This is a genomic window from Coprothermobacter platensis DSM 11748 (assembly GCF_000378005.1).
Lineage (GTDB): Bacteria > Coprothermobacterota > Coprothermobacteria > Coprothermobacterales > Coprothermobacteraceae > Coprothermobacter > Coprothermobacter platensis.
Window position 1 is genome coordinate 190656 of sequence record NZ_KB899040.1, and the last position, 23100, is coordinate 213755.

Annotated in this window: 25 protein-coding genes and 1 other RNA gene; 20 read left to right on the plus strand and 6 right to left on the minus strand. The window is 41.7% G+C overall.

All coding sequences use genetic code 11. The features are described from left to right. The first annotated feature begins 16 nt into the window (after positions 1-16). From D890_RS0101015 to D890_RS0101065, 11 genes are read left to right on the plus strand one after another with little or no spacing between them, the layout of a single operon-like run. Positions 17-385 (plus strand): response regulator, encoded by a 369-nt coding sequence (locus D890_RS0101015; RefSeq protein ID WP_018962672.1) that lies wholly within the window; start codon positions 17-19, stop codon positions 383-385. Beyond that, positions 378-722, plus strand: coding sequence for a flagellar biosynthetic protein FliO (locus D890_RS07750; RefSeq protein WP_018962673.1), 345 nt, complete (start codon positions 378-380; stop codon positions 720-722). Before D890_RS0101015 ends, D890_RS07750 begins: the two co-directional genes overlap by 8 nt. Next, a complete protein-coding gene (locus tag D890_RS0101025; RefSeq protein WP_026291271.1) occupies positions 697-1353 on the plus strand; it encodes a flagellar type III secretion system pore protein FliP in 657 nt (218 codons plus the stop codon). The genes D890_RS07750 and D890_RS0101025 overlap by 26 nt, the downstream gene beginning before the upstream one ends. Further along, positions 1350-1613, plus strand: coding sequence for a flagellar biosynthetic protein FliQ (locus tag D890_RS0101030; RefSeq protein WP_018962675.1), 264 nt, complete (start codon positions 1350-1352; stop codon positions 1611-1613). Before D890_RS0101025 ends, D890_RS0101030 begins: the two co-directional genes overlap by 4 nt. Then, the gene (locus D890_RS0101035; protein WP_018962676.1) at positions 1595-2341 is read left to right on the plus strand and encodes a flagellar biosynthetic protein FliR; all 747 of its coding nucleotides are present in this window, start codon (positions 1595-1597) and stop codon (positions 2339-2341) included. The genes D890_RS0101030 and D890_RS0101035 overlap by 19 nt, the downstream gene beginning before the upstream one ends. Positions 2342-2350: 9 nt before the next feature. After that, the gene (locus tag D890_RS0101040; protein WP_018962677.1) at positions 2351-3373 is read left to right on the plus strand and encodes an EscU/YscU/HrcU family type III secretion system export apparatus switch protein; all 1023 of its coding nucleotides are present in this window, start codon (positions 2351-2353) and stop codon (positions 3371-3373) included. Beyond that, positions 3370-5382, plus strand: coding sequence for a flagellar biosynthesis protein FlhA (locus tag D890_RS0101045; protein WP_018962678.1), 2013 nt, complete (start codon positions 3370-3372; stop codon positions 5380-5382). The genes D890_RS0101040 and D890_RS0101045 overlap by 4 nt, the downstream gene beginning before the upstream one ends. Then, positions 5382-6377 carry a flagellar biosynthesis protein FlhF gene (locus tag D890_RS0101050; protein WP_018962679.1) on the plus strand — a complete coding sequence of 332 codons (996 nt, stop codon included), beginning with the start codon at positions 5382-5384 and terminating at the stop codon, positions 6375-6377. The genes D890_RS0101045 and D890_RS0101050 overlap by 1 nt, the downstream gene beginning before the upstream one ends. Continuing rightward, positions 6374-7228: an AAA family ATPase gene (locus D890_RS0101055; RefSeq protein ID WP_018962680.1), complete on the plus strand. Its 855-nt coding sequence runs from the start codon at positions 6374-6376 to the stop codon at positions 7226-7228. Before D890_RS0101050 ends, D890_RS0101055 begins: the two co-directional genes overlap by 4 nt. 10 nt (positions 7229-7238) lie before the next feature. Next, on the plus strand, positions 7239-8300 hold the full coding sequence (cheB, locus tag D890_RS0101060; RefSeq protein WP_018962681.1) for a chemotaxis-specific protein-glutamate methyltransferase CheB: 1062 nt from the start codon (positions 7239-7241) through the stop codon (positions 8298-8300). After that, complete coding sequence (locus tag D890_RS0101065; protein ID WP_018962682.1) at positions 8291-9043, plus strand: CheR family methyltransferase; 753 nt, start codon at positions 8291-8293, stop codon at positions 9041-9043. Before cheB ends, D890_RS0101065 begins: the two co-directional genes overlap by 10 nt. On the opposite strand, the gene D890_RS0101070 is transcribed toward D890_RS0101065, so the two are convergent. From D890_RS0101070 to D890_RS0101080, 3 genes are read right to left on the minus strand one after another with little or no spacing between them, the layout of a single operon-like run. After that, the gene (locus D890_RS0101070; protein ID WP_018962683.1) at positions 9015-10811 is read right to left on the minus strand and encodes a cell division FtsA domain-containing protein; all 1797 of its coding nucleotides are present in this window, start codon (positions 10809-10811) and stop codon (positions 9015-9017) included. The genes D890_RS0101065 and D890_RS0101070 overlap by 29 nt on opposite strands. Further along, positions 10808-12391 carry a flagellar assembly protein A gene (locus D890_RS0101075; protein WP_018962684.1) on the minus strand — a complete coding sequence of 528 codons (1584 nt, stop codon included), beginning with the start codon at positions 12389-12391 and terminating at the stop codon, positions 10808-10810. Before D890_RS0101075 ends, D890_RS0101070 begins: the two co-directional genes overlap by 4 nt. Continuing rightward, a complete protein-coding gene (locus tag D890_RS0101080) occupies positions 12375-13208 on the minus strand; it encodes a mechanosensitive ion channel family protein (protein WP_156802635.1) in 834 nt (277 codons plus the stop codon). Before D890_RS0101080 ends, D890_RS0101075 begins: the two co-directional genes overlap by 17 nt. An 18-nt stretch (positions 13209-13226) precedes the next feature. Between D890_RS0101080 and D890_RS0101085 the strand changes: the two genes are divergently transcribed. From D890_RS0101085 to D890_RS0101120, 9 genes are all read left to right on the plus strand, one after another. Then, on the plus strand, positions 13227-14039 hold the full coding sequence (locus D890_RS0101085; protein ID WP_156802636.1) for a metal ABC transporter substrate-binding protein: 813 nt from the start codon (positions 13227-13229) through the stop codon (positions 14037-14039). Continuing rightward, positions 14036-14719 carry a metal ABC transporter ATP-binding protein gene (locus tag D890_RS0101090; protein ID WP_018962687.1) on the plus strand — a complete coding sequence of 228 codons (684 nt, stop codon included), beginning with the start codon at positions 14036-14038 and terminating at the stop codon, positions 14717-14719. Before D890_RS0101085 ends, D890_RS0101090 begins: the two co-directional genes overlap by 4 nt. Next, positions 14712-15500 carry a metal ABC transporter permease gene (locus tag D890_RS0101095; protein WP_018962688.1) on the plus strand — a complete coding sequence of 263 codons (789 nt, stop codon included), beginning with the start codon at positions 14712-14714 and terminating at the stop codon, positions 15498-15500. The genes D890_RS0101090 and D890_RS0101095 overlap by 8 nt, the downstream gene beginning before the upstream one ends. Before the next feature lie 97 nt (positions 15501-15597). Next, positions 15598-16311 carry an ABC transporter ATP-binding protein gene (locus D890_RS0101100; RefSeq protein ID WP_018962689.1) on the plus strand — a complete coding sequence of 238 codons (714 nt, stop codon included), beginning with the start codon at positions 15598-15600 and terminating at the stop codon, positions 16309-16311. Further along, positions 16308-17486, plus strand: a complete 1179-nt coding sequence (locus tag D890_RS0101105) for an ABC transporter permease subunit (protein WP_018962690.1) — start codon at positions 16308-16310, stop codon at positions 17484-17486. Before D890_RS0101100 ends, D890_RS0101105 begins: the two co-directional genes overlap by 4 nt. 19 nt (positions 17487-17505) lie before the next feature. Further along, a non-coding RNA gene (gene ssrS, locus D890_RS07810) (6S RNA) lies at positions 17506-17662 on the plus strand. A 19-nt stretch (positions 17663-17681) separates the two neighbouring features. Then, positions 17682-18050 carry a hypothetical protein gene (locus D890_RS0101110; protein ID WP_018962691.1) on the plus strand — a complete coding sequence of 123 codons (369 nt, stop codon included), beginning with the start codon at positions 17682-17684 and terminating at the stop codon, positions 18048-18050. Positions 18051-18071: 21 nt separating this feature from the next. Then, entirely contained in the window at positions 18072-18299 is a 228-nt protein-coding gene (locus tag D890_RS0101115; RefSeq protein WP_018962692.1) for a hypothetical protein, read from the plus strand. A gap of 55 nt (positions 18300-18354) precedes the next feature. Then, a complete protein-coding gene (locus tag D890_RS0101120) occupies positions 18355-18624 on the plus strand; it encodes a YtxH domain-containing protein (protein WP_051073668.1) in 270 nt (89 codons plus the stop codon). A 59-nt stretch (positions 18625-18683) separates the two neighbouring features. On the opposite strand, the gene D890_RS0101125 is transcribed toward D890_RS0101120, so the two are convergent. The 3 genes from D890_RS0101125 to D890_RS0101135 form a co-directional block, all read right to left on the minus strand. Then, positions 18684-19796 (minus strand): DnaJ C-terminal domain-containing protein, encoded by a 1113-nt coding sequence (locus tag D890_RS0101125; RefSeq protein ID WP_018962694.1) that lies wholly within the window; start codon positions 19794-19796, stop codon positions 18684-18686. Beyond that, complete coding sequence (gene dnaK / locus D890_RS0101130) at positions 19796-21619, minus strand: molecular chaperone DnaK (protein WP_018962695.1); 1824 nt, start codon at positions 21617-21619, stop codon at positions 19796-19798. The genes D890_RS0101125 and dnaK overlap by 1 nt, the downstream gene beginning before the upstream one ends. Positions 21620-21901: 282 nt before the next feature. Then, positions 21902-23065: an amidohydrolase gene (locus tag D890_RS0101135; protein WP_018962696.1), complete on the minus strand. Its 1164-nt coding sequence runs from the start codon at positions 23063-23065 to the stop codon at positions 21902-21904. Positions 23066-23100 lie beyond the last annotated feature (35 nt).

The window sequence follows — 23100 nt, forward strand, 5'->3', positions numbered from 1 at the left end:
ATGTCAGGAGGTTAAAATGGGCAAAAAGGTTTTGATTGTGGACGATGCAGCTTTTATGCGTATGATGATAAAGAATGTCTTGACACAGAATGGTTATGAAGTTGCAGGTGAAGCTGCAAACGGCCAGGAAGCGCTAGGCCTTTATGATAAGACAAAACCTGACTTGGTGACGCTGGACATAACGATGCCTGAAATGGATGGCATACAGACGTTAAAGGAATTGCTTAAGAGAGATTCATCAGCAAATGTCATTATGGTTACAGCCATGGGACAACAACAGCTTGTTATTGAGGCAATACAATTAGGCGCAAAGGACTTTGTGGTCAAGCCTTTTCAGCCCGACAGGCTTCTGGACGCGGTAAGAAAGGCTCTGGGTGATGAATAGCCTTTGGCAATGGGTACTTGTATTACTGTTTTTCGTCATAGTTGTTGGTGTTTTATGGTTTATCGGTAGATACAGCCGGAATTGGCTTGGTAATTTTCGCATTCCCAGTGAGGGAAAACGCTTAAAAGTTATCGATTCTGTGGCTTTAGATTTTAAAACCCATCTGTTCTTAGTTTCTGTTTCTGAGAGTGGTGAGTATTTAGTTGCTGATAATGGCAACTATGTACACATTTTGCCTGTACTTAAACCTACTGATGATAATCATCTTAAAAGTCAGGATAATGCTTCTGGTTTTGAACAAATATTGAACGATGTCGACAGCAAGTCCTCTAATTAGTATAAACCTGGGTTCTGGTGGTATTTCCATTGTTCAATTGATCGTTTTATTGACCGTTTTTACCCTTGCTCCGTCATTGCTTATGTTTTTTACGAGTTTTTTACGTATTCTGGTTGTATTTGGTTTTATGAGAAGTGCCATCGGTTTGCAGCAATTTCCACCTGCTCAGGTGTTCACTGCTCTGGCACTAATTCTAACGTTCATGATAATGGGTCCTGTATTCTCCCAAGTTTATCAAGAAGCGTGGGTACCTTACAGCCAAGGGCAACTTAACTTTCAGCAATTTGTAAATGCCGCTCAGAAGCCTGTTGCTGGTTGGATGCTCAAACAGGTGAAACCTGAAGAATTGCAGACAATGTCTGCAATATCAGGCACAGACCCCAAAAATCCGAATTTTACTACCTTGGCCAGCGCGTTTATGCTTAGCGAACTAAAAACTGCTTTTACTATGGGTCTGCTTCTGTATCTTCCATTTATAGCTTTGGATGTGGTAATAGCATCAGTTCTTATGTCGCTGGGTATGTTCATGATACCGCCAGCGATGATAAGTTTGCCTTTGAAAATACTCCTGTTTGTAGCGGCAAACGGTTGGGATACGGTGATTATGGGATTAGTGAGGAGTTTCCATTGATTGATTTTGTTTTCACATGGTTCCGTAATTCCATCATGCAAATTATTATCTTAGTCGGTCCGGTATTGTTAGTAGCGTTGGTTTTAGGTATTGTCATAAGCATTTTGCAAGTACTCACACAAATACATGATGCCTCCGTGGCATTCGTTCCTAAGTTTTTGGTGATCATGCTTATGGTTTTGTTTCTTGGTGGCACAGCTATCAATGTTATGACCAAGTTTTTTGTGAGTGTCGTTTCAGCATGGCAAACAATACCTTAGGTTACTGGCCCGTTTTTTTTCGGTTATTGGGTTTTATCGTAGCTACTCCTATTTTGCCCTCAAGGTTCTTTAATATGAGGACCAAAATAACATTTGTATCTGTAATGGCACTTGTGGCTATTCCAGACTTTATGTCTGTGTTTGCTATTCAGACATCGGTAGGTTGGGTCGAAATCTATGTTAGCGAACTCTGCTTGGGTTTAGTTCTTGGTGTCTTTAGTGGGATTGTTTATTGGGCATTGGTGTTCGCTGGTGATTTATGGGATATCATGTCAGGCTTTCAGATGATGACTGCCATAGATCCTTTTACTTCCGTACCTCAGCCTGTCATGACACAACTTTTCTCGTTAATGGCTGCTGCAACCTTTGTGATCACCGGTGTATTAGATAACTTTATCGTAGACATCATTATGAGTTACAAATTAGTTCCCGCTGGTAGCTTTCTACATTTGGCTCTGTCGGAACCTGTTTTATTCTTGACCAGGGCTTTTGCCTTGGGTTTAGCTGTATCAATTCCTATCATTGTTGTAATCTTGATATTGCAGTTTATAATGGGTGTAGTGTCAAAAGGTGCTTCTGGTTTTCCGATTTTTGTTGTTTGGGTTCCGTTGCAAACTGCTGTAGCACTTGTTTTGCTTTTTGTGATGCTTCCAGCTATACGCTTGTTCATGCACAATTGGACTAACTGGGCAGTGCAGTATTTTACGTCATTACTGACCGCGGGGTAGAGTAAGACTATGGCTGAAGGAGAAAGAACAGAACCACCGAGTCCAAGACGTTTGGAGAAGGCCATTCAGGAGGGCAATGTACCTCAGAGCCCTGAGCTAAGCGGTGCTGTAGGTACTTTAGTTTTCGTTGTTCTTTTGCGCATGTATTACCCTAATTTTATTGCAGCCTGGGACAGGATGTTTTTCTCTGTTTTGGATAGTGTTTCTCAAGATACATTGTTGCATGCTCTTGCATCGTCCTTGATGGGTGCCATTCCAGTAATGCTTGTACCACTCATTGGAGTTTTACTTACGACCATGGTAACCACAGGTTTGAGAACATACCCGAAACGTATGGCTCCGCGCTTGGATGGTCTTAACCCCATGCAGAATATTAAACGTATTTTTTCTTTGCAAGGTCTTGAGCAGTTGGGCATAGGACTTCTCAAAGTGATTTTGCTTTCTGTCGTAGCATACTTTCTTGTTAAGGATAAATTGGTGGGTGTCATGTCTGGCACAGAGGACCCTGTCCAGTTCTTGAACCTTTGTGCTGTTATTTCCACGGATATACTGCTTTACTTGGTAGCTGTTTACGTAGGAATAGGAGCACTGGATTACGTTTTTCAAAGAAGACGATGGTGGAACCAACTTAAGATGACAAAAGAAGAAGTAAAAGAAGAAATGAAAAGTATGGAAGGCGATCCTACTGTTAAATCAAGAATTCGTTCTAAAATGAGACAATATGCCATGAGAAGATCATTAAACGATGTAAAGAAGGCAACAGTGGTGGTTACAAACCCGACTGAGTATGCTGTTGCTCTACGTTATGAGAAGAACATGCCTGCTCCAGAAGTAGTTGCAAAGGGCGCTGGTTGGTTTGCACAACGTATAAAAGAAGAGGCTCGCAAGTATAATGTACCTATAGTGCCGAGACCAGAGCTTGCAAGAACGTTGTTTAGAAAAGTGGAGGTTGGCGATTACATTACGCCTGATCTTTACAAGGCTGTAGCGGCTGTTTTAGTTGAAGTCATGAAAAGGAAGAAAAAAGTATGAAAGGAATGTACACAATTGTTTTTGTTGTAGTAGGCATTTTCATGCTTATGATTCCGGTACCATCCGTGGTATTGGATGTTTTGTTTGCCATAAACTTAGTTTTCTCTTTACTTGTGTTGATGATCTCTCTATATACACGCTCAGCTACAGAATTTTCTTCTTTCCCCACACTTATGCTTTTTGCAGTGTTCTTCCATCTCATCTTGATCATAAGCAGTGCACGTGCCATATTGGTTAACGGTAATCCCGGTGCCTTAGCGACTGCCTTTGGAAAACTCATCATGGGTCAAGGGAACTGGGTTGTGGGTCTTGTTATTTTTGTTGTGTTACTTATCGTTCAGTACATGGTTATTACCAGTGGTCAACAGCGTATCTCAGAAGTTGCAGCACGTTTTACACTGGATGCTATGCCTGGTAGACAAATGGCCATTGACGCTGACCTTTCTGCAGGTTTCGTTACTCCAGAAGAAGCACGCAAGCAACGTGATAATTTAAGAAAGGAATCCGATTTCTTCGGAGCTATGGACGGTGCATCTCGTTTTGTTCGTGGCGAGACCATGGCATCTGCCTTAGCTGCTGTTGTGAATGCTTTAGGCGGAATGATAATGGGTATGCTCAGCGGACAGGCTGCTACAGATGCACTTTTGCATTATTTGGAAGTCGCTATAGGTGTTGCCTTACAAATAGCTATTTCGTCCTTGGCTTTGTCTTTGGCGGCAGCACTCTTGGTTGCTCGCGTTTCTTCTGAAGAACGGCTTGGCGATGAAATTACAGCTGAGCTGATGTCCTTTCCAAGCCTCATAAGGATTCTCGGTATCGTTCTCATCGTTGCTTCTCTTTTGCCTGGAGTCCCTAAATTGCTTCTCATTCCGTTAGGCATTTTGCTTATATGGGCGGGAAGAGCTCCTGCGGTTCCGGCACCGTCAGAATCTGCAGCCGTGGTAGAACCGAAGCGTTTATTTGAGCAGTTTTCAGAGCCCGATGCGATGATGAGTTTTATAGGAGTAGATGCAATTGAGTTGGAGTTCGGTTACGAATTGCTTCCACTTTTTGATACGACTAGCGGGCAAGACATTCTCGATAGTATTGCTCTTTTGAGAAAGAACCTTTCTGAAGAGTTCGGCTTTCCCATACCCGGGGTAAGAATTCATGATAATTTAAGCCTGAAACCGACACAGTATCGTATAAAACTAAGAGGGGTTACCATGGGAGAAGGCAATCTTGAAATGGGGTTACTGCTTGCCATGGGCGATCAAACGGATTTAGATAAAATCTCCGGTGTTGATACAAAAGAACCGGTTTTTGGTTTAGATGCTAAATGGGTCGCGCCTGGGGATAAGCTTAAAGCAGAAGCGGCCAATTTGACTGTTGTCGACTGTGGAACGATTCTTGTTACACATTTAGGTGAGGTACTCAGGAACAATTTATCCGATCTCATAACGCGGCAAAACGTGAAAGATATTTTGGACTACGTAAACCGTTCGCATCCTGCTGTTGTGGAGGAACTACAGCAGGTGGCTTCTCTTGGAGATCTGGAATTTGTCTTTAGGTACTTACTCCAGGAAAGATTGCCTGTGAGAGATGTGGTTAGAATTATGGAACTGATTACCGATTCGCTGCGTGTAAACAGAGATTTGAGAGAAGCAGCAGAGCAAGCACGTAAGGCGAGTGTACCTTATTTCTTAGAATCGGTGAGCGATAATGGAACAACCAAAATTGTGACTTTTAAACCCGATATTGAACGTTCTTTAATAGAAAGTTATCAGCCAGGAACAGAATTTGGTTTCGCTTTGTCGACAGAGAATTTACGCAGAATATTGGATGAAATAAAGAAAAACTGGGACCTGGCTCGTTCTTACACCGAGAATCCTATTCTGGTTACTCATCCCCGAATAAGACGCATTCTTTGGGAACTACTTAGTAGACAGGGTTTTAAAGACATAGTTGTTTTATCTTATAATGAAATAATGGATACCAAATACGTAGTGGTGGGAAGTGTTGGCGCTTAATGGAAGTAATCAAGGTAAATGATACGGATATACAAAGTGCCTTAGATATGATTAAGCGTCAGTACGGCACTGAAGCGATGATATTAGAAATACGAAAAAAACGCAGGTATGTGGTGGGTCCGTCGTACTATGAAATACTTGTGGGTATAGATCAAAATGAGGCGCCGTCAAAAGTTGACAGTATCGGTGCATTAGAAAAGGCGATAAAACGTTTAGACGAAGCTGTAACATCTTTGGGTGTAAAAGATAATGAATTGGAGCAATTATCGAGAGAATCTGGATTTTCAAAAGAATTTTTACTGAAGGCTCGAGCTATTCCTCATGATGATTGGAAATCAAGTATTCGCACATACTTAAGCGATAAACTACAATTTGTAAGACCAGAGAACGTGAAGTTCCGAAGTTTTCCAAGAGTGTTTGTTCTTCTTGGCCCCACGGGTGTTGGAAAAACGACAACGGCTGCCAAGCTTGCTGGTTATCTATTGATGGAAAAGAATGCGAATTCAGGCTTTATTACCATTGATACTGTTCGTCCTGGAGCTGTGGAGCAAATAAAACTTTATGGCAAGGCAATGAATATGCCTGTAGAAGTAATAAGACGCCCACATCAGATGGAAAAGGTGCTAACAAAATTTCCGGATGCTCATTACATCTTTGTAGACACCGTTGGCAGAAATCCACGTGAACTTGCTAAATTAACAGAGATGAAAATGTATTTAGACCAAATCGCTGATTGGGTACCAGTTCTCTGTTTGAATGCTGGCCTAAGGAAAGAGGAAATGCAAAAAGCTTTTGAGTACTTTGGGAAAATCTTTCATATGGAGTATTTCATTCTTACGAAAACCGATGAAGTAGAAAGTTTAAATAGCGCCGTTGAATTCTTGGCTGAAACCAATTTGAAGGTTCTCGCATTTACCGACGGCCAGAATGTTCCTGATGACCTTTTGTTCCCCTCGACTGAAGATGTCATGAACATGGTTGGATTAGCTTTATGAATAATGACAAGATGAACATATCTTCCAATGAAATGAAGAAAACGCGTGTAATTGCGGTTTCTTCTGGAAAGGGCGGAGTAGGCAAAACGTTAGTTGCGCTGGGATTGGGTATGGCGTTATCCAGTGCAAAAAAAGATGTGCTTTTGGTAGATGCTGATTTGGGTACTGCTAACCTTAACGTTGCCTTAGGTATACCTGTTGAATATAATCTTTGGGATGTGGTAAAAGGGCGCATCAACGTAGACGGAGCTATTGTTAATATAGAAGAACATTTAGACCTTTTGCCTGGTGTTAGCGGTATTTATGAAGCGACATTCTGGCGTATGCGTGATACGGAAAAGCTGTGGCGTGAGCTGGACCTCAGTTTGGCAAAATACAATTATGTAATCATTGATACTGGGTCTGGAATAGGAAACGGCGTAATACAGTTCGATATGGCGGCAGATGAAGTTGTGGTAGTCTTCACACCAGAAGCAACATCTATCACCGATGCCTATGCACTGGTGAAGACCCTTCATAAAGAAGGTTACGATGGAAACATATATGCTATTGAAAACATGGTTAAAAGACAACAATCGGATTTTGTGCTTGCATTGTCTTTGAAAACCATGGCCCAGCGTTTTCTTAGCAGGGATATAGAAATACTTGGAACTATTCCCTATGATGCAGAAATATCAAAAAAGGTTCGCTATCAGGAATTGGGAAAGTACTTGCATGAGGCTGATGATTTTATGTTCTATGTGCGATCTGTGGCAAAGAATTTGTTGAAAAATGGTGATGATATCGGTTCATATCGTCCTTCGTTCTGGACAAAGCTAAGAACACGTTTATCTAATATTTTAGGTGGTTAGGAGTTCCTTTATGGCTAGAGTGCTTATAGTAGAAGATTCAAGGTTTGTTAGGCAACTTGTTTGTGATATTCTGAAGAAAAATCTTAATGTCATATGTGACGAGGCATCAACAGTAAAAGAGGCAATTTCCAAAATCAAGTTTTATCCTTATGATGTAATTCTTCTCGATTATATCCTTCCAGATGGAACTGGAATGGACATACTTCATGAAGCAAAAAGTTCCATTCAAGGTAAGGTTATTCTGTTTTCGAGTTTGGCCGAAGAAGGAGCAGATATTACCGTCCAGGCACTGTCTGAGGGCGCTGCTGATTTCATTCTAAAGCCCGGCTGGGGTGGAATGTTAGCGGAACAGTTTTCTGCTGAACTTCTCAGTAAGGTTGGGACATTTTTAGAAGAACATGAATCGTCTAATGCTGTGAAAGAGCTCAAACAACCGCAGGTGAAAACGGATAGAACCGTCACCTCAACACCTCTAACAGCCAAACCCTTCGTTAAGTGCGGTGGTATCGCTAATGGCATTATTGTCGTGGGATCTTCTACCGGAGGTCCCCAAGCTTTGAGACGTTTTTTAGCGAAGTTCGAATGCATCAACGTACCCATGGTTATTGCACAGCATATGCCACCAGTTTTTACAAAAAGCTTAGCAGAACAGCTTAACCGCACCTGCCATATGACTGTTATAGAAGCTGTAGAAAGCACCCAATTGCAACCTAATAAGGTTTACATCGTTACTGGTGGTAAGCACGGTATTGTGAGCGATAACCAACTTGACATCATCGATGGCCCACCTGTGAACGGCGTTAAGCCTGCAGCGGATTTGTTGTTTGCTTCTGCGGGTGAGAGTTATAAAAGTCAGACCCTTGGGGTTGTACTGACGGGTATGGGCAAAGATGGTCTTGAAGGGAGCAAGATCATCAAGCAGATGGGTGGCAAAGTCATAGCGGAATCTGAAAACACTGCCGTGGTATGGGGTATGCCTGGAGAAATAGCAAAAAATGGATTGGCGGATGCAGTGGAAGATCTGGAGTTGCTTCCAGAGGTAGTGGAGCGTATCATTAGTACATGGAAATAGATGTCGAGCAGGTAATCGATAGGCTCAAAAAATCCAGAGATTTGGATTTGTCCGGGTATGCAAGAAGCACACTTACGAGAAGAATTACTTATTTTATGGGCTTAAAGAAAATCACAACAACTGCGGAGCTTGCTGATATTCTCGTAAAAAATGATGCCATGTTCCAAGATTTTCTCGATAAATTGACTATTAATGTTACAGAATTTTTCAGGGACCCTCCATTTTGGGATCGCCTCCTTGCACTTCTAAAAGCAGACCATAAAACACAGTTGAACATTTGGTCTGCGGGTTGCAGTATAGGGTGTGAGCCTTATACGTTAACCATGTTGCTAACCGAAAATAGATTGCCGTTTGCCCCCATACGAGCAACTGATATGGACAAAGGGGCTTTAGAAAAAGCTAAAAAGGGTGTTTATGGACCAAGCGAAATCAAGAATGTTCCAGCAGAGTACATGAAGTATTTTACCTTGCAAGATGGCCTTTATTTAATCGATCCTTCTATCAAGAAGAAAGTGCAGTTTGAACAGCATAATCTTTTACAGGATGAATTTCCTGCCTCTGAAATGGATTTAATATTGTGTAGAAATGTCGTTATTTATTTCGGGCACGATTATCTGTGGGCTAAGTTTTCGCAAGCACTTAAACCTGGTGGAATTTTATTTGTGGGCGCTTCCGAGATTATTTTTGATCCAAGTAAATATGGCCTATCTCTTGTTACCCATGGCTTTTATCGTAAACAATAAAAACATTTATAAAGTTCGAAGCCAATTCTGAAAATCCTATCTCTCTTTTTCCATCACTTATATGTAGAGCTCTTGACTGTATAAGGCTCTTGTCCATTAAAAATGCCAGCAGATCTGCAATGGTTTCCCTTTCATCAACTGGCACCTTTATAGGTTCTAACGAGTCCACCGTAACATTTACAAGAGTATAATCTATTTTCTTGTAGAGTATCCCTGGACCGATAATTTCGGGTCCCTTTAGTCGCACAAAACTTTGTTCCTTTATAGATAGCATGTTTTCCAATTCGCTCTTGGTAGCAGGTGAAAGTCTGTAATTACGGCCTTCCTCTGGATCGAGAACAGGCTGACCATTTTCATCGACCAATGACAAGTTTATTTTTTGCCGCATGGAACCTTCAACGATACAGTATAAGTCAATTTTTACCGTTCGTTCCGTGGTATGAAACGTTAACACATCTCCATCATGTAGAGGTGTTTCCCAATTACTTTTTGAGCCATTAACGTAAGGAACTACATCGTTTTGTTCATAAAGTATGATTTCTTGATTATCATTTCCTAAGAGGACGTTTATGGCCTTTGGTTTTCTACTTAAGAGTTGTTCTATGTTTAAGCCTGAACGTGCTAATGCCGATTGAACTGTCGGATGTTCCGTGTTGAGGAAAAAGATGGAACTACCATTCAAAGAAATACGGATTATATCTCTTTTTACGTCAAGGTATGCGAGTCCTAAAGCAACAGCCCACGTAGGTTTGCTAAGCTCTCCCTTGGCTTCCAATTTGGCCACATGAACCATTTCTGGGGAAATATCTAAGGCTTGTGCAAGAAACTCATCCAGTTTTGGTGTAAGAGAACCACCACCCACTAGTGCCACGGCAGAAGGCGATTTGTCATCGTTTGCTTTCAGTATTTGCTCTGCTAAGTTTACGGCTAAAGTGGACGCTGCTTCAGATATGGCATCGTTGACTTTAGCCACGTCTATGGAAATTTGTTTTCCGACAATATTTTTCACTTTTTTTGCGTTACTCGGCTTCACTTTTATCTTTTCTGCAACATCCAGCGGCACCATGAATTTTTGAGCTATATATTGTGTTATAAATTGTCCAGCCATATTTATGGATGCGAAATTATAAACACGCCCTTCTTTAAAAACTGTTATATCAGATGTGCCTGCTCCTATGTCCACCAAGGCTATATTGAAATATCTGAGTTCTTGTCTAACAGAAGCTTCTTTGCTCGCTACAGCTTCGCTGTATATGCTTATTATGTTCAGACCTGCCTCTTTTACTGTATTTATAAGCGAAAGAACAGTGTCTTTTCTAAAGAACTGTAAGACAACCTTGACTTTTAGCAGTTGCCCATGCCGGCCTATAGGGTTTTCTACGACCATGTCGTCCAATGTCCATTGAACTATGTCGTAGTCTGACAGTAAATATCCTTCCAGAGAAGCTTTTTCAGTTATTTCAGCAAGTAACGTTTCCACATCATGTTCCGTGACAAAGTCGGAGAAAACATGCTTTCGTCCTTCAACAGTTTTCACAACCATGCTTTTACCTGCTACCGCTATTAACGCTGGCAAATTCAAGTCGAAGTTGTATTTTTCCAGAAATGAGCGTAATTCCTTTGCTGCCATGGGTACGTTTTCCACTTGCCCATCTTTTAATATAGAAAACTGGTGTTGTTTTAACGCGTAATTTACAATATTGTTCTGCTCATCGACCTCTATAGCGGCAAACTTGTGTGTGCCAATGTCCAAGCATAAACGTTTCATCTGGAATTCGCTATCCTCGGAATCGGCGGCGGGTTTATATAAGGTACAAATTTTACTTCGCCGTCTTCAAATAAGAACGTAACGAAGGATAATTCACTTTTTACTAAATAAACGCTGGAACCGAATCTTATTTCCACATTGGGGTATACAGTGTCTCTTATGAATATCTTTGCTCTTTTGAGCGCTTCTTGCTTTTCTGTGAGCAGGGTTTTTACACGGTCATCGAGTATCTCTATTTCGGCTGCTAAACTTGCAAGTTTTTCCTCATACATCTTCAGCATCATAGGTGATTTTTTTGTCATATCGTCCAGCTCATTGTATTCTTTTCTCTTTTCCATGAGTGTTCTTGAAATGTACTCATATTCTTCAACAAGGGCCTGGGGCCCTGTTATTTGCAGTACAACACGTTCAGCTAAGTCATTGCCTACATTTGCAGAAACGATATTCCTTTCTGCGTTTATGGTAGAACCAGAGATACGTCCTTTTGAATGGGTAAGATACAAATCTGTACAGCTTACTTGGCTGAACAAAATACCACTTTCTACAACGACAATTGGCGCCTCCACTTTTGCTTTTATTATTTGCCTTGCCATGACAGAATTGCCTGCTTTTAACGTGGCCTTGTTATTACCTGCAACAATGCCATCGATTTTTATATTTTGTCCGGCTTCAAGGTAAGAACCTTCCACAACGCCGTGGACCTGTATGCTGCTTTTTGCAATGACTTTAAAACCCTCTCTAACGGTACCTGTGATTTGTACAGCATCTACCATTCCTTCTACGTTCCCCGTATGAAAGTCAATGTCTCCTGAGATTATCAGTTGAGACACAACATTTATACGGGTTCCTTCTTTCTGAGCTATGCCATCCGTCTTGGCAATAATTCTTAACCCATCCTCGCTAACTGAGGTGTTTTTTCCCGCCAGTTTTCTTAAATCTATGTCTCTACCATCTTTAGCGGGTAGAATGCGTCCTTTCACGGTAATGCCTGCTTTTCCTTTTTCTGCAGGGATTTTTTCTACGAGCACCGTTCCGGCAGATACGTAATCCCATTTTGAAACAAGTTCCTTAAAATCAACGTGTTGTTCTTGATCAGTTACCATGTTTATGGGTTTTTGATATGACCATTCTAATGAAGCATCCGTGCCGTCTATAGGAGGTTCTCCTTTAGCTATGAGCACTTTTTCAAAGGGTAACTTCAAAAGTGTTTCTATAACGCTTTCATCTTGTATGACTATACCCTTATCTTTTAGTATCTTCAAAATGTCTTGCTTTGTCATTTGGTAAGAACAAAAACCTGGTAGATAAGTGGCGTAAGCTTCCATTTCATCAGAGGATATTTCCAAAGCCAAATCAGGTGGAACCAATTCTTTGCTCACAGGTACCCAAGTACCTGCATTTTTTATGGCATCAATGATTAGATCCAGTTTTTCTACTGGTATTCGCATCTCTCTTAAGACGTTTAAAACCTTATTAGGGCTCGTCGCACTGTCTTCCACACATAACTCTATGCCGTTCTCTCCGCAACGAACAATTATGCCATCTTTCCTTATTTCGCTACTATCAATGTTTATGCTCAATGTTCTCGCCCCCCAGTCGTATTTCCGCTACTGAAAGCGGATGGCATCCTTCTTCGTTAAGAAGAGATAGGATTGATTCCTGCATGGAGAAACCGAAAGAAACAATATCAGAAGTTTTGACAGCGGCGCGCACGGTTACCTTTACACCACTTTGAGACAATTCTACAAAGACTGTTGGTTCTTCCACAACCCTTTTATCCTCCCTCAGCATCTGCAAAAGCTTCTCTTTAATAATAAGATATTTTTGCGGACAATCGATGTAGAAGGAAAAATTCCAAAGCCTATTTGCGCTTCTGGTGTTGTTAATGATGGGCCCTTCCACAAGCAACTTATTAGGTATGGTAATTTCGGTTCTTTCTAATGTTTCGATGTTTGTGGTAAGTACGTTTATGGCTTTCACAGAGCCTGAAAAGTTATTGATTGTGACCCAGTCACCGATATCAAATGGCTTCTGAGCTAATATCATCATTCCAGCGAATAGATTAGCCAATATGTTCTGTGTTGCTAATCCAACTACCAGACCTGTTATACTTACGCCTGCCAATATTGACGTGTAAGACATACCTGCAATTCTAAGTGCACCCAAAAAAGCTATGATTACCACAACATAATAAAAGAACGATAGCCAGAAACTAATGGTTATACCTGAAATGCTTGGATGTGCTTGTAATTTTACTTTCGAGCTTTTTATCAAAGCAACGGTGATGCGTTGAACCAATATAAAAAACAATATGGCTAAGAGTACGTAAAACCCTCTAGTCATAATGTTGTTTAAGAAGGATAATAGTTGACCATATAAATCGTCAAAACTACCCATGTTAACATTATATAAGTTATGGGAGGGAAGAGATTTGCTTTTATACGCTTGTTGGCTTTTTTTCTTACTTCTGTGCTATTGTGTTCTTGTGCGGCTCCACCTTCAAACAATCGAATAGCTATAGTAGGAGGTCCCGCTTATGCCATTGTCAGTGAAATTGCTTCCAAAGATGAAATTGTAAATGCCACGCCTTTAGCGGGAGATCCACATTTTTTGGAAGTAACAGCATCATTATCAAAGGCTCTTGAACAGTCTGTGGCTATTATTTCATTAGGAGCATCATCGGACAGGAAGATCGTTGAATCATTTCACAAGCCATTGTTGTTCCTATTGCCAGCAAATACTAAGGACCCTCATTTGTGGCTTTCTCCTAAGCGTGTCATAGAATGGGTTCCCTCTATTGAGTCATTCTTGGATGATTATTTTCCTGAAAACAAGAAAGAGCATAGCGCTAATGCAAAACGTTTCTTAACGCAATTGTATTCCTTCGATGCAGTGTTCCATACATTTTCAGGTTCATGTTTCATCACGCAGCACCCTGCTTTTGCCATTGTCCAAGAAGATTACTCGTGGAACATAGCAGGTACCTTAGAAATAGGAGAAGTTGAAATATCACCACGTAAATTAGCTGCTCTTTCCCGCGTTGTTGCGACACAACGTTCCTGCATCCTTCTTCTAAATCCTAATGAGGAGTCTAAGACGGCTGAGGTGTTAAAACAGCAGTTGAAGCTACCTTCTGTGTACTTTGATTTGATGGAATTGGCTACTGGCACATATACGTCTATAATGGAACAAAACATAAGTAAACTGATGGATGTTATTAAAAGATGAAAGTAAATGAACAGACACTGCTTTCCGTTGATAATCTGACTGTCGGTTATGACAAGCCTTTAATAAGTAGGATTTCCTTTCAAATAACCCGTGGGCAGTCTTTAGGCATTATAGGCCCAAACGGAGCCGGTAAAAGTACACTGGTTCGTACGATTCTTGGTATTCAAATGCCTTTGGAAGGTTCTGTAAGTTTTTTAGGTTCGGCTGTACGTGCACTTCGAGCAGATCAGAGGATTTTGCTTAGTTATGTTCCTCAACGTGCTGCAGTGGACTTGTCTTTTCCTGTAACACTTCGGGATGTGGTTTATATGTCGCTTTTGACCCAAATGCGCTCAGGTATGATGACAGTTGAAGAAGCCGATACACGAATACAATCGGTGTTATCACGCTTTGGATTTAATGACATGTACGTTCCCCTGAGAAAACTATCAGGAGGACAGCTACAAAGACTTCTTATAGCTAGAGCACTCGTTAATGAGCCTCTGCTTACTATCATGGATGAGCCGACTTCCAATTTAGATCCTGCTTTCACTGACGCGTTCTACAGCATATTGGATGAAGGAAAGAAGCATGGTAAAGCATTTATTATTGTTTCACATGACTTGGAAGGGGTTCGAAGAGTAGTAGATAAATGTCTGATTATTAACTTTGATAGCTGGGAGCTAAGAGATCATGCTTAGTTATACATTCATGCAAAGAGCATTGGTTGAGGTTTTGATGCTGTCGTTAGGACTTGGGCTACTCACCATATTGGTAAACTTACGCGATTTGGGTGTACTGGGTACAGGAATTGGACATGCTGCCTTTACTGGAGGGGTACTCGGTGCTATTTTTGGCATGCCTTGGTTGTGGATGGTAGCAACAGGTATGGTTGTAGCTTTGTTGTCTCAAAGAATAGAAGGGAAACGCGTTTCCAGCTCTAATTCAGTGATAGTCGCATTTACGTTTATATTAGCTTTAGGCTTGATTTTATCGTATTTTATTCCTGAGCAAGTTTCTACTGTTATGGGATTGCTCTTCGGTTCTATGGTTGGTGTAGATATTACAGATTTGGCTCTTACTGCCATAGGTACAGCGGCCATTGCTGTCTTTTTCTTTTCCCGATACTGGGACATACTCAGCACAACCTTTGACGAAGAATATGCTTCTGTTTCTGGAATAGCAGCGGGTTCTATCAGGCTCATCATTTCCGTACTACTGGCATTTTATATAACGGTGACCATAAGAGCAGTAGGCACACTTATGGTTGAAGCACTTTTGGTTTTACCGGGCGCTGTGTCACTGCAATTAACCGATTCTTATCATACGTCATGGAAAATATCTACCATTATTATCGGTTTGTCCGGTTTACTTGCATTAGCCTCTGCGTTCTTTTGGAACCTACCTGTATCGCCTTTGATGGTTTTGTTTCTTTCTGTATTATTTCTAATCTCTCGTTTTGTACACAGACATAATGTGTGATTGTTAAGCCTATTTGCCTATAAAAAACGTGAAAGGCGATATTAGCGATATAATTGTCACGTAACAATGGATGAGCGGAGGAAAAGGAGGCTTTGAATTGATCGAAGTTCAGAATCTTCAAAAACATTTCGGGAATGTTGAGGCGTTAAAAGGCGTATCTTTTAATTGCAAAAGTGGTCAGGTTACAGGACTTTTGGGTCCTAATGGCGCTGGCAAGACGACTACTATAAGGATTCTTAGTACAATTCTCAAACCTATAAGTGGGAGCGCCAAGGTGAACGGTTTTGACGTAGTGAAAGATGCTTCCAAAGTACGTTCTTCTCTTGGAGTGGTATTAGAGAACACGGGTTTATACCGTAGGCTCACTGGCGACGAAAACGTGCTCTATTTTGCAGACCTCGCTGGCGTGTCAAGACCGGAAGCGTACAAGAGAATGGAAGTGCTTTATAAATTGCTGGAAATTGATTACGGAAAAAGGCAAGCAGGGACTTATTCAAAAGGCATGGCTCAAAAGCTCAATTTGGTGCGTGCAGTTATTCATGATCCTCCTGTTCTCATATTAGATGAGCCTACTGCGGGCCTTGATGTTCCCAGCACATTGGCTGTCCGCACATTTGTGAAACAACAAAGGGACAGTGGTAAAACAGTTCTCTTTAGTACGCATTTGATGAATGAAGCGGAGCTTTTATGCGACTATGTTTACATCATTAATCTTGGCTCCATCGTGGCAGAAGGAAGCCCAGAAGAGCTAAAGCAACGTACGCAAAGCAATTCGCTGGAAGAGGCATTCATGAAGGTGGTGAAGCAATGAAATCCATTTTTGCTGTAATGAGGAAGGAAATAAAAGAAGCTTTCAGAGATCGCCGAACACTTATCATGAGTGTATTGTTACCAGCGGTACTTGTGCCTGCTATCGTGCTTGGAATATTCTATTTCGAAGGGCAATCGGTAAAGCAAGAGACAAAAAGTGGCTACACGGTAGCGTTTCAAGGTAGTGAAGAACTCCGTTCTTTCCTTGCCAATGCAAACTTAAAAGTGATCGATTCCAAAGACGTTAGCGACATGGTTCTGCAAAAGAAGGCTGACGTAGGTGTAGTTGAAGAACAAACAAGCTCTCATTCTCAGATTACAGTGGTTACATCCTTCGCTTCTGGAAGCAAAGGAGAAAACGCTGCAAGTTATGTTAATGGCATTCTACCGAGCTATCGTGAGCTTCGAATAAAGCAGTATCTTGCCACTAAAGGCATAAAAGATGATGTGTTTTCTTTAGTTGTCGTTCAAAGCAAGCAAGTAGGAGAACCCAATGCGTTCTTAAAGTTCATGTTAGCTTATATTGTATCTTTAGTCATGCTGAGCAGTGGTTTTGTAGGTAATGTTTATCTTGGCACAGATATCGGGGCCGGTGAAAAGGAAAGAGGAACACTTGAAAGTTTATTAGCTACGCCTGTTTCACGTTTTCACATTGCTATGGGTAAGTGGCTTGCTTTAGCTGTTTTGAACAGCATAGGTACATTGATAACTCTACTGTCGTTTACCTTTTCCTATACTTATGCATTGACGAATTTTGACTTGGGTTTAGGTGTGACTGCTGGTACGTCTGCCCTAAGCATCTGGGGGTCAGGCATATGGGCAATGGTTATAGGAGCCATATTACTTTCTTTAACAGGTGCCGCTTTGCAATTCATTATTTCTATTTACAGCAGGAATATGCGAGAAGCACAACTGTATCTGGGACAAATGGGTATGGTCATATTGCCTTTCATATTCGTTCTTATTCCTTCTCTTACTAATGCCACAGCAATGCCTACGTGGTTATATTTCGTCCCCATCGTTAATGCTTCGGCTGTTACATATAATGTCATTATTGGGAACGTCGTTTGGCCGCTTATAGGTATGGCGTTCTTGATAGATGTTGTGGTTGCTATAATTTTGGCGTTAGTCGTTAGCAAATTTATGAACAAAGAAAGCGTAATCTTGAGAATTTAATTCATCATGTTATAATTAGGTTAGCCTGCCGTGTGCGTAAATAGGGGCAGAAGTGCATCCAACAAGTGCGTCTTGGGAGCTCGAATTCCATCTCCCTTCCAGGAGGTGGAAGGGAAGCGCCCACCTGTGTGACAGGGACGCAGCTTTCTGGCCCTGTACGGCACGGCGGGTTTGTTTTAAGAGGGGAGGCATGTCATGACAAACTGGCAGGTGTTTTTCATCGCTTTTCCACTTTGGGTGTTTGCTGTAGGCATCATAGTATTCATGGTGCTAATATTAAGAGCTATTCAGAAGTATGGTGGCGAAATAAAAGATGCAGTGGGCGATTTACAGCAGGATGTTAAAAAGATCACTAATAGCGCTGCAACGGAAGTACCTGAAATTCTCAGGAATGTTACGGAAACTACAGACCAACTAAAAAACATGACTGGTGATTTGAAGCAGTTGACTGCTGTTTTGCCCTATGTGGTAAAGCCCAATTGGACAAATGTAGTCCTAAGAACGCTTCCTTCGGTTATATCTCTTGTGAGTAGGAATAAAGGCAAGGGAAAACAGGTAAAATAATGGAAAAGGGGGTGTCAAATAATGTTGTTAAAAGGTAGTAATGAAGAAGGCGCCGTTTTAAGAAAGGGCGCGGCAGTTGGAATCGGTTCCTTCCTTGGTGGTATGCTCCTCGGTGGATTGATTGGAGCCTTGGTAGGCGGTACGTTGGTACATATTGCTCATTTCAAGATGGAAAATGGATGCCCTTGGTGCGACGAAGACATGGAAGAGTCGTGTGAATGTGAAGAAGACGAAGAAGAGGAAAAATAGCGTGAAGAGTAACCATGTTTCTACCAAGAAGAAAGAACGAAAAGGAGGGAAAATTATGGATGATATGCGTGATGTAATCAGAGTAGCAAGTGTGTTCGCGGCTGGCATTCTTATAGGTGCCACCTGCGGTTTATTGATGGCGCCTATGTCCGGTGCAGAAATGCGTGGAGTAGTAAAGGAAAAAACATCTGATTTAAGAAAGAAAACTTTAGAGAAAGCTCAGGAGTTAAAGGATAAAGCTGCTGAGCTTACAAAAAAAGCCGAAGACATGATTAGTGAAGAAGCAATAGAAATTGAAGAAGATATGGAAGATGAATCTAAATAATAAGAAACTTCCAGTAAGGGTTTAAAGAGAGGCGCCACCTCAATTGGTGGCGCCTCTCTTTAATTAAAAAAGCCAAATTTCTTTTTGTTATTATCGTTTTCGTGTAACTTCTTTATTTCTTCCAAATACTTTCGCTCCTGTGGTGTAAGCTTGGACGGCATGTCCACTTTTATCGTTACATGCAAGTCGCCTCTATAACGACCATTCTTATCTGGTACCCCTTCATTTGCCAGTATGTACTCCTGATCTGGTTGAGTACCTGCCTCAAGTAATAGTTCTTTCTCTTCACCAGTAGCGGTATTTACTTTTACTTTGCCGCCTAAAATGGCATGATAATAAGGCACATGCACTTCCGTATACAGATGTGTTCCTTTCCTGCGCCAGCCTTGAGGAATAAGTACTTTAATAGTCACATTTATGTCGCCGCTTACGCCATCTTTTACAGCATTCCCTTGCCCTTTGAGTGTGATTACGTCGTTGTTGTCCACACCTGGGGGAATTTGCAGACCAAGTGTTCGTTGTTTTCTTACAACGCCCGCACCACGGCAGGTGGGACATGTTTCTTCAGGAACTTTTCCCGTACCATGGCAAACAGGACATTCGGTTTGGCTCACGAACACCCCGAAGGGTGTCGTTTGCCTATTTTCTATAACTCCCGTGCCGTGACATCGGTCACAAGTTTTGACTCGTCCGTCTTTTGCTCCCGTTCCATGGCAATCTTCACACAATTCGGCTCTTGAAAATTGCAAGGACTTCGTAGTTCCTGTGATCACATCTTTTAGGGAAAGAGTTACTTCTAAGTTGATATCAGAACCTTTGGGTTTTGCTTGAGTTGCTGTATTCCTATTGAATATAGTGGAGCCGAATGGAAAATCGGTGAAGAAATCACGGAAGATAGAGTCAAAGAAATCGAATCCTTGTCCAGGCCTGTAATAATCAGAACCAGAGCCGAAATTCACTCCGCCTTTTCTCATGGCGTCGTACTCTGCACGTTTTTTCGGGTCTGTGAGTACCTGATATGCTTCGTTGATTTCAGCCATACGCTTTGCTGCTTCTTCGTCACCCTTGTTCAAATCAGGGTGAAACTGTTTTACGAGTTCTCTATATTTTCTCTTTATATCATCAACCGAAGCATCCTCTGGCACGCCAAGAATTTCGTAATAATCCTTCATTAGTGGATATCTCCTTGAGGACCTTCTCCCTCTGTACCATCACCCGGGTTATTTGGACCAGGCTGTTGACCAGGGTTGCTCTGATATAAGTAAGAGCCTGCTTTTCCCATAGCAGTCAATACATCTTCCATTAATTGTTTTAGCTGATCCACAGGTTCATTATCGCGCAACGCTTTTTCCAAGTTATCTGTCTTTTCCGTTATCTCTTTTGTAATGTCCTCGGGGAGTTTCCCCTCATTCTCTTTTAAAAGTTTCCGTGCTTGAAAAACATAAGTGTCTGCTTGGTTGCGCGTTTCTATTTCGTCTTTTTTCTTCTTATCTTCCTCAGCATACATTTCTGCTTCTTTACGCATCCGTTCAATTTCATCTTCAGAAAGTCTTGTGCTGTTAGTAATTGTTATTTGTTGACTCTTCCCTGATGCCTTATCCTTTGCAGTGACGTTCAAAATACCGTTAGCATCGATGCTGAACGTTACTTCAATTTGTGGTATACCTCTAGGCGCTGGTGGTATGCCATCTAGGACAAACTCTCCCAGGGACAGGTTGTCTTGAGCTAATGGCCTTTCACCTTGGAGTACATGTACCTGAACGCTGGTCTGGTAATCGGTTGCTGTAGTGAATATCTCAGATTTCGTCACCGGTACTGGTGTATTCCTTGGGATAAGAACGGTCATAATACCGCCTACTGTTTCTACACCGAGAGAAAGGGGCGTTACATCAACCAACACGATGTCTTTTACTGTGCCTTCGATGATGCCAGCCTGTATGGCAGCTCCCATTGCTACCGCTTCCATGGGGTCTATACCTCGTTCCACCGGTTTATTCATGAACTGCTCCACGAAATCTCTCACGATGGGCATTCTGGTAGGACCACCAATTAATATGATTTTGTCTATGTCATTGGGTGTGAGTTGCGCATCTTTTAACGCCTGCTCAATAGGAGTTGCTGTTTTCTCTACTATCGGCCTGACAAGCTGTTCCAGTTTTGCTCTGGTCACTTTCATCTGAAGGTGAACAGGCTGTCCATCTTTCATGGCGATGAAGGGTAGGGAAATATCTGTTTCAAGAACAGAGGAAAGCTCGATTTTTGCTTTTTCTACAGCTTCATTCACCCTTATCATTGCCATTCGATCGCTGCGTAAATCTATACCACTTTCTCTTTGGAATTCTTCCAAAACGTAATCCATAAGGACTTTATCCATATCACGACCACCAAGTTGAGTATCACCACTTGTGGAAACAACTTGGAACACGCCGTGTCCAAAATCCATTATGGTGACATCCAACGTACCGCCACCAAAATCGTAAACCATAATTTTCATTTCTTGCTCAGCTTTATCAAGGCCGTATGCAAATGCTGCCGCTGTTGGTTCATTTATGAGCCTTACTACTTCCAGACCTGCTATAGCACCTGCATCTTTGGTTGCTTGCCTCTGGGCATCGTTAAAATACGCTGGTACGGTAATTACCGCCTGACTCACTGGTTCACCAAGGAACGCTTCAGCATCTTTTTTGATTTTTTGCAAAATAAACGCTGATATTTGTTCTGGTGTATATGTTTTTCCAAAACATTGTATCGTTTCTCGTGTTCCCATTTTTCTCTTTATACCAGTAATAGTACCTTCTGGGTTCATAGCCGCTTGCCTTCGCGCGGGTTCGCCTACCAGTATTTGTCCGTCTTTGGTAAAAGCCACTACTGATGGCACTGTTTTGCCGTACATGGTAGTTCCTTCCGCAGATGGAATGATAGTAGGTTTTCCGCCCAGCATAACTGCGGCACATGAGTTCGATGTTCCCAAGTCTATACCTATGATCTTGGCCATAATTGCACCTCCTGCATCTACTTAGTCCCTTTTCTTCTTTCTTATTTACCAACATGGGCTCTGTTTTATACATAATGAAAGTAAATACTAATGTGCTTAACATTTATTTAAGAATAAAATTCGGCTGTTCACGGTATTATACATAACGAAGAACGGAAGACATGATCTTCCAAAAGTAAGCCTCCCTGTGAGATGCTTACCCCTGGCATCTCACCCACCTCCTTTCCTCACCACACCTACAAAGGGCGGTTACCCCCACCGCCCTTTTTTTATTGATACGATTTATATTTTGTTAAGAGCAATTTCTCCGTTGACCATGACCATTTGAGGTTTGCCATCGACACTCAATGGGTCTCCATCCCACAGTACTAAATCCGCATCTTTGCCAGCATCTATGGAGCCGATTCTGTTATCGAGGCCCAATATTCTTGCAGCATTTATTGTTATGGCCTTTATACCTTCTTCGTAGGGTAAACCATATTTTACTGCAAGGCTTACAGCTAAAGGTAAGAACTGTATGGGAATAACCGGATGATCTGTCATAATAGCGAATAGTACTCCATGCTGGTACAACACAGCAGGTGTTTCAAAACTCTTGTTCATGAGTTCTACTTTACTTCTGTTTGTAAGATTGGGTCCCACGATACAGGGGAATTTTGACTCTGCTATCTGTTCTGGTATTAGGTGGCCTTCTGTACAATGATCAATGGTGATATTGATATCGAATTCTTTAGCAATTCTTATAGCTGTAAGTATGTCGTCTGCACGGTGTGCATGGATCTTCATCGGTATTTCCTTACGGAGGACCATACAGATGTGTTCCATCCCTAAGTCGTAATCTGGTTGCTTATCAGGTTCGGAAGCATAACGTTCTTTCTTTTCCATATAGGTTCGTGCTTTTATTAGCGCTTGTCTCATAAGGGATGCAGTGGCCATACGGGTTACAGGTGATTTTCTCATGTCTCTATAAACGCGCTTTGGGTTTTCTCCAGTAGCTGCTTTAAGTGCGACGGGGTCTTTTATGACCATTTTATCTATGGTGTCACCAAAAGTTTTATAAACACATGCTGTCCCACCTATGACATTGGCTGAACCAGGTGCTGCGCAAACAGTAGTGATACCACCCTCTAATGCATCTCTTACACCCTGTTCACGTGGGTTTATTCCATCAATGGCTCTTAAATAGGGTGTGACGGGTTCAACCCACTCATTATAATCTTCGCCTTCCCACCCGATGCCTTCTTCAGAAATGCCTACATGTGTATGAGCATCGACGAAACCAGGCATCAGTAGTAGTCCTTTGGCATCAACAATGTGAGCGCCGTCACTTTGAATAGGTCCGGCGGAAACTTGCACGATCTTGCCGTTCTCGACTAAAACGCTTCCGTTTTCAATGACGCCGTGGGAAACAGTGTAAACCTTTGCATTGGTAATGATTACTTTCACAATTACACCTCCCAAAAAGTATTTACATCTTAAAT

Coding starts and splice junctions, on each gene's coding strand:
- D890_RS0101015 (WP_018962672.1), top strand. CDS start 17: ATGGGCAAAAAGGTTTTGATTGTGGACGATGCAGCTTTTATGCGTATG.
- D890_RS07750 (WP_018962673.1), top strand. CDS start 378: ATGAATAGCCTTTGGCAATGGGTACTTGTATTACTGTTTTTCGTCATA.
- D890_RS0101025 (WP_026291271.1), top strand. CDS start 697: ATGTCGACAGCAAGTCCTCTAATTAGTATAAACCTGGGTTCTGGTGGT.
- D890_RS0101035 (WP_018962676.1), top strand. CDS start 1,595: ATGGCAAACAATACCTTAGGTTACTGGCCCGTTTTTTTTCGGTTATTG.
- D890_RS0101040 (WP_018962677.1), top strand. CDS start 2,351: ATGGCTGAAGGAGAAAGAACAGAACCACCGAGTCCAAGACGTTTGGAG.
- D890_RS0101045 (WP_018962678.1), top strand. CDS start 3,370: ATGAAAGGAATGTACACAATTGTTTTTGTTGTAGTAGGCATTTTCATG.
- D890_RS0101050 (WP_018962679.1), top strand. CDS start 5,382: ATGGAAGTAATCAAGGTAAATGATACGGATATACAAAGTGCCTTAGAT.
- D890_RS0101055 (WP_018962680.1), top strand. CDS start 6,374: ATGAATAATGACAAGATGAACATATCTTCCAATGAAATGAAGAAAACG.
- cheB (WP_018962681.1), top strand. CDS start 7,239: ATGGCTAGAGTGCTTATAGTAGAAGATTCAAGGTTTGTTAGGCAACTT.
- D890_RS0101065 (WP_018962682.1), top strand. CDS start 8,291: ATGGAAATAGATGTCGAGCAGGTAATCGATAGGCTCAAAAAATCCAGA.
- D890_RS0101070 (WP_018962683.1), bottom strand. CDS start 10,811: ATGAAACGTTTATGCTTGGACATTGGCACACACAAGTTTGCCGCTATA.
- D890_RS0101080 (WP_156802635.1), bottom strand. CDS start 13,208: ATGGGTAGTTTTGACGATTTATATGGTCAACTATTATCCTTCTTAAAC.
- D890_RS0101085 (WP_156802636.1), top strand. CDS start 13,227: ATGGGAGGGAAGAGATTTGCTTTTATACGCTTGTTGGCTTTTTTTCTT.
- D890_RS0101090 (WP_018962687.1), top strand. CDS start 14,036: ATGAAAGTAAATGAACAGACACTGCTTTCCGTTGATAATCTGACTGTC.
- D890_RS0101095 (WP_018962688.1), top strand. CDS start 14,712: ATGCTTAGTTATACATTCATGCAAAGAGCATTGGTTGAGGTTTTGATG.
- D890_RS0101105 (WP_018962690.1), top strand. CDS start 16,308: ATGAAATCCATTTTTGCTGTAATGAGGAAGGAAATAAAAGAAGCTTTC.
- D890_RS0101110 (WP_018962691.1), top strand. CDS start 17,682: ATGACAAACTGGCAGGTGTTTTTCATCGCTTTTCCACTTTGGGTGTTT.
- D890_RS0101115 (WP_018962692.1), top strand. CDS start 18,072: ATGTTGTTAAAAGGTAGTAATGAAGAAGGCGCCGTTTTAAGAAAGGGC.
- D890_RS0101120 (WP_051073668.1), top strand. CDS start 18,355: ATGGATGATATGCGTGATGTAATCAGAGTAGCAAGTGTGTTCGCGGCT.
- D890_RS0101125 (WP_018962694.1), bottom strand. CDS start 19,796: ATGAAGGATTATTACGAAATTCTTGGCGTGCCAGAGGATGCTTCGGTT.
- dnaK (WP_018962695.1), bottom strand. CDS start 21,619: ATGGCCAAGATCATAGGTATAGACTTGGGAACATCGAACTCATGTGCC.